Origin of the sequence: Clostridium fermenticellae (assembly GCF_003600355.1) — a bacterium.
Lineage (GTDB): Bacteria > Bacillota > Clostridia > Clostridiales > Clostridiaceae > Clostridium_AV > Clostridium_AV fermenticellae.
This window is the reverse complement of sequence record NZ_CP032416.1, coordinates 339,230-359,623: the sequence shown is the minus strand read 5'-3', so window position 1 is coordinate 359,623 and position 20,394 is coordinate 339,230. Positions and strand designations below refer to the sequence as shown.

Here is a 20,394-nt window from a genome sequence, read left to right as displayed (position 1 = left end):
CCTATAGCAAACAGCCTATTTACTAGGCAAATTCTTATATTTAAAATCTTTGTTTAAATCCGACATTATATTTTTAAATCCTTTAGATGTGTAAACATTATAATTTGTCATGGTGACTTCGCAGGAAACATTAGACATACTGTTTATCAATTTTATTCCCCTCTCAGCTCCCAGTTCAAACACCACAAGGGATAGTATATCCGCAAGCATATTAGCATCCTTTACACTGCCGTCAACTACTACTGTAACACTCATTATTCCATTATCCACAGGATATCCCGTTTTGGGATTCATTATGTGAAAATATCTCTTTCCATTCTTTATAAAAAATCTCTCGTAATCACCGGATGTAGAAATTCCCTTATCCGATACACTTAATATTCCGAGGAAGTTTTGACTTGCTTCACTCCTTGGATGCTTTACACCAACCGTCCAGTCTCCATTATCCTCATTTTTACCAACTGCATATATGGAGCTGGATCCTAAATTTATGAGTCCATTTTTTATCCCATACTTTTTATATATCTTGAGCACTTCATCTCCCGCAAAACCCTTTGCAACACCACCAAGGTCTATAGCCATATCAGGATCTTTAAGCATTACACTGCTTTCTTTTTCATTCACACTAATCTTCTTATAATCAATCAAAGGAAGCCTGGCTTTAATTTCACTGTCGCCTGGTATTTTCTGATCATCGGTACCTATCCCCCAGAGGTTTACTATAGGTCCAACAGTTATATCATATTCTCCGCTTGTTATTTCAGAATATTTTTTAGATGCTAAAATCATTTTAATTACCTCAGGATGAACTTTGACATATTCTTTCCCTGCGGCATCATTGATTTTACTTATATCACTTGTCTTTATAGTGGTACTTGCCATATCATTGAGCTTAAATAATCTCTTTTTACTCTCTTCAACTGCTTTCTCAGCATTTTTTCCTGAAGCGGATAGTTCCATAGAAGTATCCATTGTCATAAAATCTTCTTTATACATTTTGTTTTTACTGCCAAATATACTTGACGCAGAACATCCCCCAAGAGGAACAATAAGCAGGGCGCATACAAAAATGCATATAATCCTTTTCATTATGCTAATTCACTCCAATCCGTACGGTTTTAATTTGCAAATAAAAACACCTATTTTATTATATCATCCCAAATACAAGTAAAGCTATCAGTATTTTCACTACTGACAGCTTTTTGTTTTAATATTAAATTTAGTAGAGCTACCTTTCCATAGACTGCAGTTTATTCTTAATTTGATCTGTCAATTTTTCAACACTTACTGTGATTTTTGAATCTCTAACATCTATCGACTTTATTGTTACAGGTATACTGACGCTATTTATGTGTATAGTATCATCTTTTACAGCAGCTTTACTTCCAAGTTTATTATCTATTTTTTCTAATAACAATTTTTTAGATACAGGTATTTTCCCGGCATACACTTTTAAAACCTTGTAGTTTATTCCCGAGTCATAAGTCAAATTTCCCTTAACCCGTACAAGTAAATTAATGCCCTTGTAGTTTACAGGTATATTAAAATTTACATTGCTTCCCTCTATCTCAGATTTTATACCTTTAACCGTCAATGAAGAATACTTTTTAGCCTCAAAATTCATATTTATTATTTGGTTCAATTCATCACTATTTAAATCAACAGTACCCGTCTGAAGTATGGCAGTTTGAAGTTTATCTATAACTCCCGAAGATAAACCAACTTTACTCGCAGTATACGAAGCTCCTGAAAAAAGCATACCTATAAATACAACTACTGCAATAATCAAAATACCTATAAATACTAATAATCCTTTTTTTCCATTAGATTTACTCATTATTATTCCTCACTCTTAAAATTTAGGAAATATTATTCCTCTGTCAGAAAATATTATTTCCCACTTAAAACCAATTTATGCATAAAAGTATTTTAATATGCATTTTTGTTTGCAAACCCTTTAAACACAGTTAAAAACATTATCTTAACATCAAACCAAAAATTCCAGTTTTCTATATAAAATATATCACATTCTATTCTCTTTTCGATTGATGTATCACCTCTCCAGCCATTTACCTGCGCCCATCCCGTTATTCCCGGGCGAACCTGATGTTTTACCATATATTTAGGAATTTCTTCTTTGAATTTTCCTACAAAATATGGCCTTTCAGGTCTTGGACCAACAAGGCTCATATCACCTTTTAAGACATTAAAAAACTGCGGAAGCTCGTCTATACTTGTCTTTCTTATAAATGCTCCAAATTTTGTCTTACGTGAATCATCCTTAGTTGTCCACTCAGATTTCTCTTCTTCTTTATTTTGGATTTTCATGGACCTGAATTTATACATTGTAAATGACTTTTTGTTAAGTCCTACCCTTTCCTGTTTAAATATCACAGGCCCCTGTGATGTCAATTTTATTATTATACACGTAAGAATAGTTATTGGCAGGGTCAAGAGTATAAAAAATACAGAAAGAACTATATCAAATATCCTTTTTAATGTTTTATTCAATATATTGTCAAGTGGTATATATCTCATACTTATAACTGCAGTTCCGTCTATGTTTTCTATATAAGGCTTGGAAGACAGAAACTTAGAAAACTCCGGTATTATCTGTGCCTTTACACCATTTTTTTCACATACCTCTATTATTGAATTAAGCTTGTTATACTCCTTAAAAGGCAGTGTTATAAATACTTCATCCACGTCATAGGATGAAAGATACCTGTCAAGCTCATTTATCTTTCCAAATATACTGCCTCCGTCTAAACACGCAGCAGCTTCTTCAAATGCCATGTAACTATTACTATCTGCCTTATCTTCATCATAATAGTCACTCAATATTCCAAGTATACTATAACCCCAGTGTCTATTTGATTTAATTTTATTTATAAAATCAACTGTGTCATAGTTCAATCCAACAAACAATATATGTTTTAAATTATAACCTTTTTTTCTAATACACCTTAATACATATCTTATAATACATCTTTCAAAAGAGGTCATTACAATATTTACAATGAAAAAAACTGCAATCATATATCTCGAATAATCCACATACTTAAATATATAAAGTATCATAGTAAATATAAGTACACCTACTATATTTGCTTTTAAAAGGTTAAATGTCTCTTCAAAAATAGATCTGTGTCTATATGCAGAATAAAGTTTAAAAAGATAGTACAAAACTATATACACAGGAACCATAAGTGCTAGAGGTACAAAATATCTTTCCAGCGGATACTCACCTTTATATCTCATCAGCAAACCAGTATTAAATCTTATATACCAGGCAATTCTGACAGACAAAAGCAAAGTCACAGCATCTAATACTACTAAAAGTTTATTGATATATTTCTGATTTTCTCTTATCATTCAAATTCCCCCAAAGCACTTAAATAAACGCACTTAATATAACAATTATAACAATTTTTATTCTAAATTACCATTAAATTATATACCTTTTTAAAATTACAGCCTATATATTAAGTGAAAGGGGATGTTAAATATGGCAGCAAATTCAACTAAACTTCAAAACACACTTGTTTTAAAATACAAGGCAGGTGTGAACAAAAATGGAAAGGACATAATTAAAAGGCAAAGCTTCGCAAACATAAAGCCAAATGCAGCAGATCAAGACATGTACGATGTGGCAAAACAGTTTGAGATACTTCTTGGAGTGACTTTAAATGAACTTCTTGTAGAACAGGAAAGTGTACTCATCAACGCATAAGTCTTATTGGGTTTATAAATAAAAATTTAAATTATTGGAGGTATGTTTTTATGAGTAAAACATTAAGTATGAGTTTTTTAACTACTGAAGGGAAAAAGTCTTCTATAAGTGTTGGTAATGTTAAGGACGATGTAAGCCAGGCTGAGGTTAAATCTACTATGGATATAATTGTTGCAAAGAACATTTTTTCGACTAAGAATGGTGATATACAGGCAGTTGATTCCGCTTCTATAATTGACAGAACAACAACTCAACTTGATATAAAGTAAGGAGAGAATTTTATGGGGAATGATCTGGTTAGTATAATAGGTAATGTTGGTTTTCCAATAGCGGTGTCCATCTATCTTCTTGTAAGATTTGAGGGCAAGCTCGAAATTCTGACAAACAGTATAAATAATCTTTCCAATGTCATAAGTAAAAAATAACATATAGAGTTTATGGATGAAAGCTTAACTTATGCCCCGGCCGGGATTTCCAAAATACGTCACGTAAAAAATTTCTACAAAATTTTTTAATTTTTAATGTGCCTTAATTTTAGAAATCTCGACCTATGCATAAGTTAAGCTTAGATTTTGTAAACTCTATAATAAATTCGCCTATATCCAAGTATATATTTTACATATTATTCTGTTTTGTTAACAAGTTGCAAGTTATTTTTCAAAATATTTGATATTATTTTAAATTTATGCTACTTTTTATAACAATATTATCTTTTTTTGAATTTTTTCCTTTAATTGTTGTATTTTTTACCCAATCCATGTTAATATATCTATGTCGATATATTACAATTTAAGATAGGAGATGATTTTCTATGAATAATAAAAAGATATTAAAAGCCTCATTATTTGAGGCTCAAAATGGCAACAAGGAAGCTATGACAGCAATTTTAGACATGTATAAGGGTTTTATCCACAAGACGGCCGTTTCTTTTTATATAAACGGTTATGATTTAAATGATTTAATTCAAATTTGCAATTTATCTCTTATAAATGCCGTAAGAAAATACGATTTAAAAAAATCTTCTACGACAAACTTTAGCAGTTATGCCTGCAGGTGCATATTAAATTCTTTAAAATACAATCTTCGAAACTGCACACTGAAAAACAATAAAGAAAAATTTGAGACAAGCCTGTATATCAATGTCTGCGAAGATACGGCACTTATTGACTGCATATCTTCTTCACAAAATATAGAAAACGAATTCATATCTAAAGAAGAGGCTGCTGCTTTAAGCAAAGCAATAGAATTTCTTTCTCCCGACGAAAAGAAATTAATTAAATGGTTTTATTTTGACAGAAAAAATTTAAAAGAGTATGCCAGATGTAATAATTTAACATACCCTTCAGTTAAACAAAAGAAGAAATTGTGTCTTTTAAAATTGAAAAAGATAATGACTAAAGTATATTAGTATTTATGAAATCCTTTAATGCCATATCCCATGGACGCATTTCATCTCCAACAGTTAAACGCAGCATCATATTATCCAGTGAGGAATAAGCCGGTCTTTTGGCTGCTCTATCCAGTTTGTCAGATGTCATAGGATAGACCTTACAATTTATTCTACTGTATTCTATAATTTTACATGCAAAGTCGTACCAGCTGCACTCATTTTTCCCGGTGCAGTGATAAATACCGTATTCATTAGTACGTATTATTTTAAGAATGTGGTATGCTAAATCCTCGGCATTAGTAGGATTTCCAATTTGATCATTCACAACATTCAGATGTCCTTTATCTTTACCAGCATTCATTATAGTATACACAAAATTTTTACCATATCTTCCATAGAGCCATGCCGTTCTTACTATAAAATACTGTCCGCAGAAATTTCTAATATATCCTTCACCCAAAAGTTTTGTTTTCCCATATACGCTTTCGGGTGAAGGCACTTCATATTCTCGTACAGGTGATTTTGAATTTCCATCAAACACATAGTCAGTAGACACCTGTAATATTTTAGAATGTATCTTATCCGCCGCTATTGCTAAATTTCTGGCACCAAGTGCATTTACTTTAAATGCGTTATCCATGTCTGTCTCACATTTGTCAACATTTGTATATGCCGCACAATTTATGATTGCATCCGGTTTAAAATCATGTGTAAGTTCTAATACATCCTCTAATCTGGTTATGTCAAGTTCCTTTGAGCTTAAACTTTTAAGCTCTGCATCATAATAAATCTTATCTATATCTCCAAGTCTTGATCTTTTATTTTCTATCATTGAAGTTATCTGTCTTCCAAGTTGTCCTTTTGCACCCGTAATCAATAGTTTCACTAAGCTTCACTCCAAATTCATAAATTTTTACAATACTATTCACCTTTTATATGGTTTATAAATGAAAACTTAAGTTATACTCCATTTGACATTTTCAAAATTCGTCACGTAAAAAATTTCTAGTAAGTCTAAGTTCGTATTTATAAAAATCTTAGTAGATTTTATAAACTCGCAGGCTCAAACATATAAAATCTACTAAGATTTTCAAAATACCGGATTTTGGCAGCATCTCCCGGGGTATGGATTAACTTTTCATTTATAAACCCTATATCAGGCTTAAAAGATATTTACCATAATCAACTTTCGATAGTGGTTCTGCCAATTTTATAAGCTTATCTTCATTTATAAATCCTTTTCTGTATGCTATTTCTTCTATGCAGGCAACGTACAGCCCCTGTCTTGTTTGAACTGCTTCAACAAAGTTTGCTGCATTTAATAGTCCCTGTGGTGTACCTGTATCAAGCCATGCCATTCCCCTTCCGAATAATTCTACCTTGAGTTTTCCTCTTCTTAAATATTCCAAGTTTACATCTGTTATCTCAAGTTCTCCTCTTTTTGATGGTGTTAAGTTTTTTGCTATGCCAATTACATCGTTGTCATAAAAGTAAAGTCCCGGAACGGCATAGTTGGATTTTGGATTTTCAGGTTTTTCTTCTATGGACATAACGTTTGAATTACAATCAAATTCAACCACACCAAAAGCTTTTGGATTACTTACATGATACCCAAATATGGTAGCCCCATCTGGTCTATTTGCTGCCCTTTCAAGTCTTTCTGTAAAACCATATCCATAAAATACATTATCACCAAGCACCAAAGCAACCCTATCTTGTCCAATAAATTCTTCTCCAAGTATAAACGCTTCTGCAAGTCCATTTGGTTTCTCCTGAATTCTATACTCAAAATTAAGTCCAAACTGATTTCCATCTCCTAAAAGTTCTTCAAATGCCTTTATGTCCCTTGGAGTTGATATAATTAAAATATCACGTATTCCCGCAAGCATGAGTACAGAAAGCGGATAGTATATCATGGGTTTATCATACACTGGAATTATCTGTTTTGAAATTGCCTTAGTCATTGGATAAAGCCTTGTACCGGACCCTCCTGCAAGTATTATTCCTTTCATCTTTTATCCCCCAAACTTTATTTATAGGATTTATAAATGAAAGCTTGACTCATGCTCCAGCCGGAATTTCTAAAATACGTCACGTAAAAAATTTCTAGTAAGTCTAAGCTTGGAATTACAAACCCTATTATAATTTAAACGCAAAATTAAGTTTCGAAAGTACTGGCCATTTTTTATCTTTATCCGATAATATTAATTCTTTAATATCTTTAATAGGCCATTTTATGTCTATAGAAGTATCCTTCCACATAACCCCACCTTCATCTTCCGGATGATAAAAATCTGTGCATTTATATGTAAATTCTGCTTCATCTGATAAAGTTAAAAAGCCATGTGCAAATCCTTCCGGTATATAAAATTGTTTCTTATTTTCTTCACTTAATATAACACCATACCATTTTCCAAAGGTTTTAGAGTTTTCCCTTAAATCGACCGCAGCATCAAATACTTCTCCCCTTATCACTCTTACAAGTTTTCCCTGAGGATGATTTTTTTGAAAATGCAGTCCTCTAAGAACTCCTTTTCTTGATTTAGATTGATTATCCTGTACAAAAGACATATCAAGTCCAAGTTCTTTAAATTCCTTTTCATTATATGTTTCCATGAAGTAACCCCTGTTGTCTCCAAAAACTCCCATTTCAATGATTACCAAGCCATCTATATTTGTATTAACTATCTTAAATTTTCCCATACAATCTCTTCCTTAAAAATATTTTAACTATTTATAAATACAATATAGGGTTTTATGTATGCAAGTTTAACTTAGACTTGTAAACCCTATAATGCTTTACCTAAGAATACATCTCTTTATAATATTTCTGATAGTTTCCTGATGTAACACTCTCCATCCAGTCATTATTTTGAAGATACCATTCTATTGTTTTTACTATTCCGTCTTCAAATTTAGTTTCCGGGTACCAGCCAAGTTCTGTTTTTATTTTAGACGGATCTATTCCGTATCTCCTGTCATGACCTTTTCTATCCTGTACATACTTTATTAAATCTTCTGTTACTAAAGAATCCACTTTATCATGTATATAAGATATTATAGTTTTTACAATATGTATATTTGTCCTCTCATTATGACCTCCAATATTATAAACCTGTCCGAGTTTCCCTTTATTAATAACCATGTCTATTGCCTTGCAGTGATCTTCTACATAAAGCCAATCCCTTATATTAAGTCCATCTCCATAAACGGGAAGTTCACTTTTATTTAAACAATTGTTTATAATAAGCGGTATCAGTTTCTCTGGAAATTGATATGGTCCATAATTATTTGAACACCTTGTTATATTAACCGGCATTTTATATGTATCATAATAAGCTTTTACCATAAGATCAGCAGATGCCTTGCTTGAAGAATATGGACTGTGAGGACAAAGCGGTGTGTTTTCTTTAAAATATCCTGTTTTCCCAAGTGATCCATACACTTCATCAGTCGAAATTTGAATATATTTTTTGCCAATCTTAAAGTTATTTCCATCAGACCATGCACTTTTTGCAGCATTTAATAATATTACAGTACCAAGGACATTTGTCCTAATAAACACTTCAGGTTCAAGTATACTTCTGTCAACATGAGATTCAGCTGCAAAGTTTACAACAAAATCTATATCATATTTTTGAAATAAATCATTCACAATATTTGAATCACATATATCACCCTCAACGAAGGTGTAATTTGAATTCTCATTTAATGATTTTAAATTTTCAAGGTTACCTGCATAAGTGAGCTTGTCTAAGTTTATGACTTTAATATCATCATATTTCTTTAACATATAATGAATAAAATTAGAGCCTATAAAACCTGCTCCGCCAGTTACTAAATAAGTATCCATAATATTCTCCTCAGTATTGAATTATTTTGCATATTACTTTTTACTATTGTGGGTGTTAGAACATACATTTTAATGTGTTTATTTTTCTTTTTAGATAATATCAATTTGATTTATTGTAATTATTCATTACTTATCTCTTAAATACTTGTAAATAAATAAATTAGAAATTATAGATGATATTATGAATACAATTAATGTTGTATATGCAGCACCTATTGCACCATATTTTTTTATTAAATATATATCTAGTAATACGTTAACGATACCAGATATAATTGAATTATAAAAATTAATTTTGACGTTTCTTATACTTGCTAATACATTTCCCCCAGGAATTCTGAATGTACCTGCTATGAAATATCCAAACATTAATACTCTAAATATAAATACACAATCTGAATAATTATTACCATATATAATTTTTATTATATATGGTGCAAATATACAACTTGGGACCACTATAATAACATTTAAAATAGATAAGTATATTTGTATCATCTTATATTTTTCCCTTATCCATAATCTGTTTAAATAATTTTTCGCAAAATAGGGATATACAAACATCATTATTGATAATGGTATAAAGTTTAATGCAAATGGCACCTGAGTTGCCGCTTTATATGATGCTACTATCTCTTGATTTTTTATAATCATACCAACTAGAAATGTATCAATTATATATAAAATTTGAGATATAGAATTAGTTAATGAGGTTATTATGGCATAAGTATTAAATACCTTTTTTTCACTTAAACTCAGAAATTTAATACTTTTAAATTTGCATAAAGTACTTTTCAATAAATACATACTTATTAAAATAGATAAGAAATACGCAATATAATTTCCTATTATAATTCCTGTTAATCCTAACATTCTACCTAATACTACATTTCCAATAAAACATAATATAGTATTTACTATAGAAATAAAAGAAAATTCATTATTTCTCAATGTAGCCCTAAAGTATACTTGAAAAATATCATATAAAATTGAAAGCAGTGGTAAAAAGCTAAGTTTTAAAAGTATATAATTACTATATTTTATAGGAAATTCGTATTTAAGTGAAAAGATTATAATTATAAAACATAAAATAAAATTCGCACATATCCCAAAGTATAAACCATATTTAAAATATCTTAATTTTTCAGTTTCATCATCTCTTTCAGATACAAATTGTAATATTGCAGGTACTGCACCTAACCCTTGTATAACCATAAATAAGCTCAATATATTTTGAGCATATGCATAACTTCCATAAATATCTTTTGGTAAAATTCTTACAATAACAATTACCATACCAAATTGAACTATTTTATTGATTACACCTGCGCCAAATATACTAAAAAATCCTTTTTTAAGTATACTATTTATATGATATAATATTCTTTCCATTACTAACCTCTTTTAATTAAAATGGAGTCTTAACGCTCCAAGTAAAGTCATTACTTGTGTTTTCTCAAAAAATGTTCCATAATCACATAAACTTATACAATCCTTTTTTAATTGATTATAAGAATCCAATAAGTACATATTCTTATTAATATAGGAATATAAAAATTTTTTTAAATTATGATTGTTATTATACCAATAATCAAAAGGATTCATAGACTCTATTCTATTTTTGAAAAATATCCTTCTAATAATCTTGTTATATAGTTTAACCTTAATTAATGAATTTGTTGGCCTTATCCCTATTTTTTCCCATTTATAATTTCCTATATTTGGATGTAGTTTATTTATCCAATCAATATAAATTCTTTCTTCATATTTATACTCACGTGGTATTTTAAGTGCATAATCAAAAAAATCTTTATACAAAAATGGTGATGAAAATTCAGTAAACTGATTTGCCACCCAATCACCATTTATAGCACCATTAAAAGCTCTATTATAAAATTTAAAAATTTCTTCATCATTGTACTTATATTGTATATTATAGACTACATCAGATATCCTATCTAGTAACCTATAAGAATATGCCCCATCTCCTATTTTTGATTTATTATTAATATTAACATTATTAATAAAAGATCCTAAAACAGCATCACCAACTTGTCCAGTATGATATATACCATAATCCTCAAAATTAATATTTTTTAATGCAGATAATACATGAGCTGCACCTGAATACAAAATTAAACCATCATTGCAAATAAGCATTTCATCAATATCCATTAAATAATTTCCATTATCTAAGGAATAAAAAACAAATTCATTATTAATATCACTAGATATAGCTTTAGCTACAATCTCATCAAGACATCCATTTTGACCAAATGTTAAATTTAAGCAGTTACTATATCCAAGCTCATGTGCAATCATTACCTCCATCCTAGAATCCAATCCACCACTTAATGAAGATATATGTTTATATTGATATTCATCATCCTTTTCATATTGAGTTTTTACTGCATATTTAAATAATTCATCAAGTTTTCCTATTGTTTTCTCATAAGATTCTGAATTGTACGGCTGATTTTTAATAGTATTATAAGAATGAATTTTCATTTTATCTTTATCTAAAACAATGTAATTTCCTGCTTGTAACTTTTTCACTTGACGTATTAATGTATAATCCTCAAGCATATAACCATAAGTTAACAAAAAATATGCTCCTATTTCATCTAAATTAAAATCTATATTATTAAATTTTAATATATCTGTTATCACTTTCAATTCTGAACTAAAAATATATGTACTATTAAAATTATAATAGAAAATTGGTTTGCTTCCTGTTTCATTTGTGAAAATTATATATTTCCCATTAATTTTATCATAAAGCATCCCACTAAACTCGCCCTTAAAATATTTAAAAAAAGTTTCACCATAATTATCATAAAGCTTATGTATCAAATCTAAATAAGATGAAGATGCAAATGAATTCATCAGATCTTTTTTATTAAATATAACACCCTCTATGACTATAAAAAAATCATTAGTTTCCTCAAACATTTTATCATCTAAGAATTTTTTATTAGTATATCTAGCTATATATGTTTTATTAATAGTAATTTCATCTAGTTTAAATTCTTTCAGTGATCTATAATTCAAATTAATTTTATTAAAATTTATACTATTTGATACAATTGTCACAAAACCAGGCATACTTTCACCCCTCTTAATATATTTCTGAAATAATATTAAATCTTAGATTATTTTTCTATATAAATTAACTATTTCTTTACAAACTGACTCTTTACTATAATTTTTAATAGTATACTTCCTTATAGAATCGCTATTATATTTATTATAATTATTATAAACATATTTCATAGCTTGACTTAATTTTTCTACATCACCTTTTTCAGTTAATACTCCAATATCCTTATTTAAAATTTCTTCTGGTCCACCACACTTTGTAGCAATTACTGGGCATCCTGTACTTAATGCCTCTATAACAACTACACCAAATGTTTCAAAGTGACTTGACAATACAAAACAATTAGCTTTTTGCATCTCATGCCTTACTTTTTCTCTATCTAACTCACCTAAAAATATAACCTTTTTTTCTATCTTTAACTTCTTAACAAGTTCCTTTAACTTCGGAAGTTCTTCTCCATTACCACCTATATGTAAGACAACTTTATTATCATATCTAAATGCCCTATAAAATGCATTTATTAGCACATCAACACCCTTGTTTTTTGTTAAAAAACATACATCTAAAAATGTAAATATGTGCTCAGAATCACATTTCCGTGAACCTTTATAAAAAAACTCTGTATCTACCATATTAGGAATTACAATAGAATTATGAACACTATATTGATTTTCTAACAAGTTTTTAAGCGAATTTGAAACACAAACAATATTTCTCGAATTATCAAATACTTTAAAGGCATATAATTTTTCCCGTTTGGATATTAATCCACGTGCTAGTCCTGAAAAATGTTCTGTTACAATATATGGTATAGAATACTTTTTTGAAACTATATAGGCTACATATCCTCCCCACAATACACTATGTGCATGAATTACATCTGGTATTCCGTTGTTGCCAATATACTTATCCGCTAGTTTTACCATTCTATCTATCCAAAATTTATTTTTCAATACTCTAATTTTAGGTGGAAAGCTATAGCCCATAAACCTATATGTGAAAACTCCATCCTCTAAAATTTTCATTGTCTGAAAATGGTAACTCCTTAATTTTGATAAACTAATATTTCTAAGTCCTAACTGAGTTTCAGCATAAATAACACCAACATTAACTCCATATCCTGATAATGCTTCTACTTGTTCTTTAAAAAAAACACCATTAATGATATTATTTTGACATGGATACCATGATGGTATAACTAATACTTTTATACGATTATTTTGTTTCATATAGTGCTCTCACATCCTAAATTTGAAACTATATTTTTGACAATATAATTATTTTATTAAATATTTTACTTATTAATAAATAATCCTTTATTTAATATATTTACTATTTTATCTGCCGCATCACCATTTCCAAAATAATTTTTTCTTTCTTTTTGAGGCAAAAATTCATTTATAGATTGAATAATTTTTTTTGCATTAGATCCTACTAATATGTTCCATCCATTGTTTACTGTTTCTATCCATTCAGTTTCTTCTCTTAATGTAATGCAGGGTTTCCCCAAGAAAAAAGCTTCTTTTTGCACACCACCACTATCAGTTAATATTTTCTCTGCATTTTTCTCTAACATTAACATATCTAAGTATCCTATTGGATGGATTATACTTACATTTGATGAAATTTTTAAATTATATTGTGATATATATTTTTGTGTTCTAGGATGTAAAGGCAATATTATCCTTTTACCACTCTCATTTAAAGCTTGTACAATATTCTTTAATTTACTTATATCATTCGTATTCTCTGCCCTATGTATAGTTGCCAAAATATATTTATCCCTTATATTCAATCTAGAAATTATCATACTTTTTACTGAGGCTAATTTACTAAAATGCAGAATACCATCATACATAACATCACCAATTTTAAACACATTTCTGCTAATGCCTTCTTTTTTTAAATTAATTTCTGATGTTTCCGTTGGTGCAAATAAATAGTCAGATATATGGTCTGTTAAAATCCTATTTTGTTCTTCAGGCATGTTTTTATTAAAACTCCTAAGACCTGCTTCTATATGTGCTATTGGTATAAGCAATTTGCTTGCCGCCAATGCGCCTGCTATGGTAGAATTTGTATCACCATATACAAGAACAATATCTGGTTTTTCTTTTAAAAGTATATCTTCTATTTTTATAAGCATATTACCCGTTTGAAATCCATGATATCCCGAACCAATATTTAAATTATAATCAGGCTTAGGAATTTCTAACTCATCAAAAAATATTTTTGACATATTATCATCATAATGCTGGCCAGTATGTATAATAATTTCTTTATTTTTTTCTCTTATTTTTTTAGAAACTACCGCTGCTTTTATAAACTGAGGCCTCGCTCCTAAAATTGTACTTACTCTCATATTACCACCATAACTTTCACAAATTATATAACTTAAAATCATATTTTAGTAAAATTGCTTCATATATAATAGAATACTTTCTATCAATTATCTTAACAACTCATCAAATAAATAAGCTAATTTTTTAGCTAATTTTCTTCTATCATATTGTTCTATAAACTTTACATTAGAATTATTAATATAGAGTTGGTTATTTTTCCATAACTCATAAGTCTTCTTTATAACATTCTCAATAGCATGAATATCTGTAGGTTCACAACAAAATCCTAAATTATTATTTAATATAAAATCCTTCGCCGCACTATCTGGTACCAATCCAATGATTGGTCTCCTTGATGCAGCATATTCAAATATTTTACCAGTTAATACTGTTTTACCACCTTGCTCCGGTAAAAATGTTACCATTAACAATTCAGCATTCTCGGTAAACTTTATTACATCGCTTTGAGGCATATGAGAAATAAACTTGATATTTTTGCCTAACTGTTTAATCCAATAAATTTTATCCTCGAAGAAAGTACCTATAAATACTATTTTTAATACCTTTTTTATATCTTTATCAACTATAATATTCCTACATGCTTCTAAAAAATATTTTGCTGGTCTTTGTTTACCACCTATACTTCCAGAATAAATTATTGTAAAATTATTATCTTTAATATAATTATCTTCATTAAAATTATAATTTTCTCCATCATATCCATTCGTTATAGTTATAAATTTATTTGAAAATTCTTTATATATATTTTTATATTCAACTTCAATTGGATTAGTTGCACAAATTACTTTATCAGCTAACTTAATTAGAGTTTTTTCATACTTTTTTTCTATTTTTTCTTTGATTTTATTTGATGGCTTACATAGAGGATTAATTGTCCATCCATCTCTAAAGTCTACAACCAAAGGCATATTTGGAAACATTTTTTTTAGTTTTATGCCCAATAATTGTACTCCATGTGGAGGTGATGTAACAAAAATTATATCAATATTCTCATTTTTAATAATATCAATAGCTTTACTAATTGAATTGTTAACCCAATTAATACTTAAATCTGGAATTACTAAATTATTAACATACGCTTGTTTTACTCGTTTTGCTATTTTTAATAAACTTATTTTTATAGATTTTTTCTTATAATTTTCTAACGGCTGTTCTTTATCAATATTATTTTTTTCTTTAATTATTTGTTTAAATTTTTCAAACCATATTCCATCTCTAATTCTATAAATTTTGCTATATCTTACTTCATCATATAAAATTTTATCAATAGGACTATAATCTAATTTTTTTACTGTTAAAACTATTGGATTATAATTGTACATAGGCAAATATTTTATAAATTTTGCCACCCTCATTACTCCGCCTCCACCCATAGGTGGAAAATCATATGCTATAATTAATACATTTTTCATCTCAAAACTCCAACAAAATTAAGAATCTTATATTATTATTCAATAAATAAAATCATAAAATTGTAGATCTGACCTCCTTAATACCATCTATAATAGCTTTTGCTTTATCACTTCTACCTTGAAATTTATACTGAAAATATCTTATAATCCTAGTAACATAAAAAAATAATCTTGAAAAAATAAATTCTGCTTTAGAAACCTTATTTTTGTACTTATTCATAAATAAAATCCTATTCCTTGTACACCATTTTATAGAAAAAGGTGACTCTTCTCCACCTGCTGATAATCCAATTTTATGATAAATAACAGCATTAGGATTGTACCAAATTTTATAACCAGCATCATTTACTCTTACACAAAAATCTACATCTTCATAGTACATAAAATATTCTTCAGATAATAGTCCGACTTTTTCAAAAACATCTCTTTTTATAAGCATGGAGCATCCTGTCATAAAATTTATTTCCTTCTCCGCATCACACTTTACATCAGCCTTACCCATTTCATAGTGGATACCCGTGAATTTAAACCAATCCACATACCCACCACCATACCATATTATATTTCTTTCAGGATAATACATTATCTTACATCCAACTAAACCTATGCTGCTATCTTTACTAAAAGAGCATAACATATTTTCTAAAAAATTATGCTCTACTAAAGTATCATTATTTAATAATAATATATAATCAGCATTGTTATCAAGTGCATACTTAATAGCTAAATTGTTTCCACCTGCAAATCCTAAATTTTTTTTTGATTCTATAATAATACAATCCTTTAAGGTTCGTTTTAAAATTTCTAAAGAATCGTTCATAGAAGCATTATCCACTATCAGTACTCTATAATTGTTATAATTTATTTTCTTCAGGCTATTTACACATTCTATCGTATCTTTGTAACCATTATAATTAATTAAAATTATATATATTAGTGGCATTATATCATTCCTCTTATTAATACTTATTCTATATTAAAAATTACTTAACTATATAAAATTAATTAAATCGCTATAGTTTTTACTTCCTATTAAAAACTCTATACTATTTTTTGTTCTTAAATACTATTTTGCAATTAACTAAATATATAAAAGCCCAATAAAAAGCAGTAGCAAAATTTTCTCCCAAAATATTGCCCAAAAATATAAAAATAAGTATTATATTGTAATACTTATTTTTAATATTATTTTTATTTACTAATGATATTAAAAATAATATCCATAATACTATACCCAAAATTCCAATTTCACTTGTTACTCTAGCTATAGTTGAAGTTCTTATTTCAAACCAATTAAAAGTTGATCCAATACCTTTCCCAAATACCGGATACTGAGAAATTAACCCCATCATATTAAGGTACGACTCTCTAAATCTTACTGAACCAGACATCTTACTTTTATGGAATTCATTAATTCTACTTAAAAAGTAAGATATGATGTTATTTATCAAATATACCTTATTTAGTATCAAGCAAATCATAATTATTATGGTAATAGTTAAAGCTCCTATTAGTAAATATTTTAGCATATGTTTTATCGAAATGTTCTTAATAAAATACCATAATAATATTGTAATTAACAATAATACACCGCTTCCTGAAAAACTCATTACTAAAGCTATAAAATTAATAATCATTAAAAAAATAATCTTATAGTCTTTTAAATTGTTGTCAAATTTTACAAGTAAAAATCCAATATTCATAGCTAAATACTGTGAGAAAAAGCTTGGCTCCAGACATATAGCATTACTTCGATAATATGTGTTGTTAGCGATATTAATTTTATTAGACCAATTAAACCCACCTACCATATGTTGTGAGATTCTTAAATCCGAAAATGGTAATCCATATTTACGTCCAAAAAACTGATATATACCATATATAGCTAAAATTGATACAACTTTAATATAAATATCTATTAATTTGTTGAACTTATTTTCTTCTATATCTCTATAAGTTAAAAATATTAACCCAAAGTAAAAACTCACCAAAATTAAACTTGTAACTGTAGCATTGCTTTTAGTTAACCAATTTAACAATAAATATATCATAAAACATAATGTAATTATATAAGTATCCATTTTTTCTCTATTAAAAGAAATGAAACAAATACTTAAAAAATATATTATTATCATACACACAAAAACAATTTGTACATAAAAGCTTGATATTTTAAATAAAGAATATGCAGAAAAAATAGCTACAATGAACAAATAATTTATTATATCAGATTTCAATTTTAATATATTCATCAGCTATTCTCCTCTAATACTTTAATTAAATCATTCTTAACTCTATTATAGGAATAATATTTTTCGAACATTATAATAGCGTCATTATCTATATTTTCAAAATTCGATATAAAATTATTTATCTGTTTAATAAATTCCTGAGAATTATTCGCATGATAAATACATTTATTGTCTCTATCAATTATCTCTTCATATCCTACCAAAGATTCATTTGAAGCAATGATAGAAAATCCCATAGATAACGCCTCTGCAACCTTTACCTTCATTCCTGAGCCATCAAATATCGGTGATATAAAAACACTATTTTTATATACAATATTCTCTATAGAATTAAAATTAGGATATACTTTTATATTAAATTTTCCATTATAATTTGTTAATTCTTGATAAGGATTTCTACCACCTATAATTAAGCTACAATCTGAATAATCAATTTTCTTCCATACATTTTCAATAAACCATATAATTCCATCACAGTTGGGTTTATACCATAATGAAGCCAAAAATACAAAGTTAACCTTATAATTATTAGATTTAAATTTAATGTTCTTTTTTTCTAGGCAGACTGGTATAGTGGAATTTTTAATCCTATTATTATAAATATACTTTGCCCTTTCTCTATCTCTTTTCGTTAAAAAAATTATATGGTTACTATATTTAAAAGCCATACCCTCATCTGATTTTACATTCTTTTTCTCAATCTTTTTTAATAAAAATCTTTTCATACCTTTATATTTATTCATATAATCACAACAATAGTCATATTCTATATTGTCAACATGAGTTATTATTTTTGTATTTTTTAAATTTAATGATATATCTTTTGCAATAAATCCAAGTCTGCTATTTGAAAGTATTATTACATCTGGATTAAGTTTTAAAACTTTGTCCCTATTAACCTTATAGTCAACATACATATAATTGGAATGTCCTTTAATTCTAGACATTATATCATTTATTCTATTTTTATTTGCCACAATATATGATTCATTTAGTTCGTTTGGAGAATAAACGTAAAGTTTTAAATTCATATCTTTTAAAGCAAAATAAAATTTCCTTACTCCAATACCACCACCATCACTTTTTAAAATATCATTTGGTGTTATCAATAATACTTTCATATAAAAATCTCCTAAATTAATCAAGTAGTTTTCTCACATATATAATTAACTGCATCTAATATATCTTCCTTTAATAAGACATCAAAATTATGAATATAATTTTTTTCTCTAATACCATAACCTGTCTTCAACAGTATAGACTTAATTCCCAATTCTAACGCTGGTTTCAAATCAGATACTTTATCCCCTAAAGCAAAAGATTCATGGACATCGATATTAAAGTCCTTAATTGCCTTTTTAAATAGGCCATTTTTAGGTTTTCTGCATTCACAATCAATCCTATATTCACCAATACCAGCTGTTGGATGATGTGGGCAATAATAAAAGGCATCTATATGTGCATTATATTTTCTTAATTGTGACTGAATATAGCTGTGCAATATTTTTATATCATTTTCTGTATAGTATCCTCTTGCTACACCTGCCTGATTTGTTATTACTATAACTTTATATTTATTGTCATTTAATATCTTTATTGCTTCAGGTGCACCATTTATAAACTCAAAATCTTTAATCTTATAAAGATAATTTTTTTCTACATTTATAGTTCCATCTCTGTCTAAAAAAACAGCTTTATTCATTTTACTTTTTACCAAACAGTTCCTTCTCAACTATATCACATACTATGTGTCCTATCATTATATGTGATTCCTGTATTCTGGGAGTATCGTTGGATGGAACTATTATAGATAAATCAGCAAAGTTTTTGTTTTCTCCTCCATCACATCCAAGGAGTGCTACAGATATCATACCTAATTCTGTTGCTTTTTCTAGAGCTAATGATATATTTCTTGAATTTCCACTTGTACTTATTCCAATAAGTACATCACCTTTTTTCCCAAATGCTTCAACTTGTCTTTTAAATACATTATCATAACTATAATCATTTGATACAGCAGTCAAAATCGATGTATTAACTGTTAAAGCTATTGCAGAAATCGGCTTTCTATCCAACTTAAACTTGCTTACAAATTCTGCGGCTATATGTTGTGAATCTGCTGCGCTTCCACCGTTTCCACAGATAAGTACCTTGCCATTATTTTTATATGTATTTATTATAACTCTTGATATATTTTGAATAAGGTCTATATATTTATCATCAGCCAGAATTTCTTGTTTAACTCCTATGCTATCCATTATCTGTTGCTTTATTAATTTATTCATCATTTT

Annotated in this window: 21 protein-coding genes; 4 read left to right on the top strand and 17 right to left on the bottom strand. The window is 28.1% G+C overall.

Annotation, left to right across the window (positions count from 1 at the left end; translation table 11 throughout):
• Nucleotides 1–15: 15 nt before the first annotated feature.
• The 3 genes from D4Z93_RS01835 to D4Z93_RS01825 form a co-directional block, all read right to left on the bottom strand.
• Nucleotides 16–1,089 (bottom strand): FAD:protein FMN transferase, encoded by a 1,074-nt coding sequence (locus D4Z93_RS01835; RefSeq protein WP_119970059.1) that lies wholly within the window; start codon nucleotides 1,087–1,089, stop codon nucleotides 16–18.
• A gap of 139 nt (nucleotides 1,090–1,228) precedes the next feature.
• Nucleotides 1,229–1,837, bottom strand: a complete 609-nt coding sequence (locus D4Z93_RS01830; RefSeq protein WP_119970058.1) for a hypothetical protein — start codon at nucleotides 1,835–1,837, stop codon at nucleotides 1,229–1,231.
• A 92-nt stretch (nucleotides 1,838–1,929) separates the two neighbouring features.
• Nucleotides 1,930–3,375, bottom strand: a complete 1,446-nt coding sequence (locus D4Z93_RS01825; protein ID WP_119970057.1) for an undecaprenyl-phosphate glucose phosphotransferase — start codon at nucleotides 3,373–3,375, stop codon at nucleotides 1,930–1,932.
• Between the two features lie 133 nt (nucleotides 3,376–3,508).
• Here D4Z93_RS01825 and D4Z93_RS01820 point away from each other — a divergent pair, with 133 nt between their 5' ends.
• From D4Z93_RS01820 to D4Z93_RS01805, 4 genes are all read left to right on the top strand, one after another.
• Nucleotides 3,509–3,733: a DUF1659 domain-containing protein gene (locus D4Z93_RS01820; RefSeq protein WP_119970056.1), complete on the top strand. Its 225-nt coding sequence runs from the start codon at nucleotides 3,509–3,511 to the stop codon at nucleotides 3,731–3,733.
• A gap of 50 nt (nucleotides 3,734–3,783) precedes the next feature.
• Nucleotides 3,784–4,002 carry a DUF2922 domain-containing protein gene (locus D4Z93_RS01815; protein ID WP_119970055.1) on the top strand — a complete coding sequence of 73 codons (219 nt, stop codon included), beginning with the start codon at nucleotides 3,784–3,786 and terminating at the stop codon, nucleotides 4,000–4,002.
• A gap of 12 nt (nucleotides 4,003–4,014) precedes the next feature.
• Nucleotides 4,015–4,158, top strand: coding sequence for a YvrJ family protein (locus tag D4Z93_RS01810; protein ID WP_119970054.1), 144 nt, complete (start codon nucleotides 4,015–4,017; stop codon nucleotides 4,156–4,158).
• A gap of 386 nt (nucleotides 4,159–4,544) precedes the next feature.
• On the top strand, nucleotides 4,545–5,141 hold the full coding sequence (locus tag D4Z93_RS01805; RefSeq protein WP_119970053.1) for a sigma-70 family RNA polymerase sigma factor: 597 nt from the start codon (nucleotides 4,545–4,547) through the stop codon (nucleotides 5,139–5,141).
• On the opposite strand, the gene rfbD is transcribed toward D4Z93_RS01805, so the two are convergent.
• The 14 genes from rfbD to gmhA all read right to left on the bottom strand — a co-directional run bounded on the left by rfbD (nucleotide 5,128) and on the right by gmhA (nucleotide 20,388).
• Entirely contained in the window at nucleotides 5,128–6,009 is an 882-nt protein-coding gene (gene rfbD, locus D4Z93_RS01800) for a dTDP-4-dehydrorhamnose reductase (protein ID WP_119970052.1), read from the bottom strand. The genes D4Z93_RS01805 and rfbD overlap by 14 nt on opposite strands.
• A 265-nt stretch (nucleotides 6,010–6,274) precedes the next feature.
• Nucleotides 6,275–7,135: a glucose-1-phosphate thymidylyltransferase RfbA gene (gene rfbA / locus D4Z93_RS01795; protein ID WP_119970051.1), complete on the bottom strand. Its 861-nt coding sequence runs from the start codon at nucleotides 7,133–7,135 to the stop codon at nucleotides 6,275–6,277.
• Nucleotides 7,136–7,262: 127 nt separating this feature from the next.
• Entirely contained in the window at nucleotides 7,263–7,826 is a 564-nt protein-coding gene (rfbC, locus tag D4Z93_RS01790; RefSeq protein WP_119970050.1) for a dTDP-4-dehydrorhamnose 3,5-epimerase, read from the bottom strand.
• Between the two features lie 100 nt (nucleotides 7,827–7,926).
• A complete protein-coding gene (rfbB, locus tag D4Z93_RS01785; protein WP_119970049.1) occupies nucleotides 7,927–8,976 on the bottom strand; it encodes a dTDP-glucose 4,6-dehydratase in 1,050 nt (349 codons plus the stop codon).
• A gap of 126 nt (nucleotides 8,977–9,102) precedes the next feature.
• On the bottom strand, nucleotides 9,103–10,368 hold the full coding sequence (locus D4Z93_RS01780) for an oligosaccharide flippase family protein (protein ID WP_119970048.1): 1,266 nt from the start codon (nucleotides 10,366–10,368) through the stop codon (nucleotides 9,103–9,105).
• Nucleotides 10,369–10,380: 12 nt separating this feature from the next.
• Nucleotides 10,381–12,081 carry an asparagine synthetase B family protein gene (locus D4Z93_RS01775; protein ID WP_119970047.1) on the bottom strand — a complete coding sequence of 567 codons (1,701 nt, stop codon included), beginning with the start codon at nucleotides 12,079–12,081 and terminating at the stop codon, nucleotides 10,381–10,383.
• 42 nt (nucleotides 12,082–12,123) lie between these two features.
• Nucleotides 12,124–13,305, bottom strand: coding sequence for a glycosyltransferase (locus D4Z93_RS01770; RefSeq protein WP_119970046.1), 1,182 nt, complete (start codon nucleotides 13,303–13,305; stop codon nucleotides 12,124–12,126).
• 65 nt (nucleotides 13,306–13,370) lie between these two features.
• Nucleotides 13,371–14,438 (bottom strand): non-hydrolyzing UDP-N-acetylglucosamine 2-epimerase, encoded by a 1,068-nt coding sequence (gene wecB, locus D4Z93_RS01765; RefSeq protein ID WP_119970045.1) that lies wholly within the window; start codon nucleotides 14,436–14,438, stop codon nucleotides 13,371–13,373.
• An 87-nt stretch (nucleotides 14,439–14,525) separates the two neighbouring features.
• Nucleotides 14,526–15,851, bottom strand: a complete 1,326-nt coding sequence (locus D4Z93_RS01760) for a glycosyltransferase (protein ID WP_119970044.1) — start codon at nucleotides 15,849–15,851, stop codon at nucleotides 14,526–14,528.
• Between the two features lie 52 nt (nucleotides 15,852–15,903).
• A complete protein-coding gene (locus D4Z93_RS01755; protein ID WP_119970043.1) occupies nucleotides 15,904–16,794 on the bottom strand; it encodes a glycosyltransferase family 2 protein in 891 nt (296 codons plus the stop codon).
• 103 nt (nucleotides 16,795–16,897) lie between these two features.
• Nucleotides 16,898–18,103: a hypothetical protein gene (locus tag D4Z93_RS01750; protein ID WP_119970042.1), complete on the bottom strand. Its 1,206-nt coding sequence runs from the start codon at nucleotides 18,101–18,103 to the stop codon at nucleotides 16,898–16,900.
• Nucleotides 18,103–19,224, bottom strand: coding sequence for a glycosyltransferase (locus D4Z93_RS01745; RefSeq protein ID WP_119970041.1), 1,122 nt, complete (start codon nucleotides 19,222–19,224; stop codon nucleotides 18,103–18,105). The genes D4Z93_RS01750 and D4Z93_RS01745 overlap by 1 nt, the downstream gene beginning before the upstream one ends.
• Before the next feature lie 20 nt (nucleotides 19,225–19,244).
• Nucleotides 19,245–19,805 carry a D-glycero-beta-D-manno-heptose 1,7-bisphosphate 7-phosphatase gene (gene gmhB / locus D4Z93_RS01740; protein ID WP_119974185.1) on the bottom strand — a complete coding sequence of 187 codons (561 nt, stop codon included), beginning with the start codon at nucleotides 19,803–19,805 and terminating at the stop codon, nucleotides 19,245–19,247.
• A 1-nt stretch (nucleotide 19,806) separates the two neighbouring features.
• Entirely contained in the window at nucleotides 19,807–20,388 is a 582-nt protein-coding gene (gene gmhA, locus D4Z93_RS01735; RefSeq protein WP_119970040.1) for a D-sedoheptulose 7-phosphate isomerase, read from the bottom strand.
• Nucleotides 20,389–20,394: the final 6 nt, after the last annotated feature.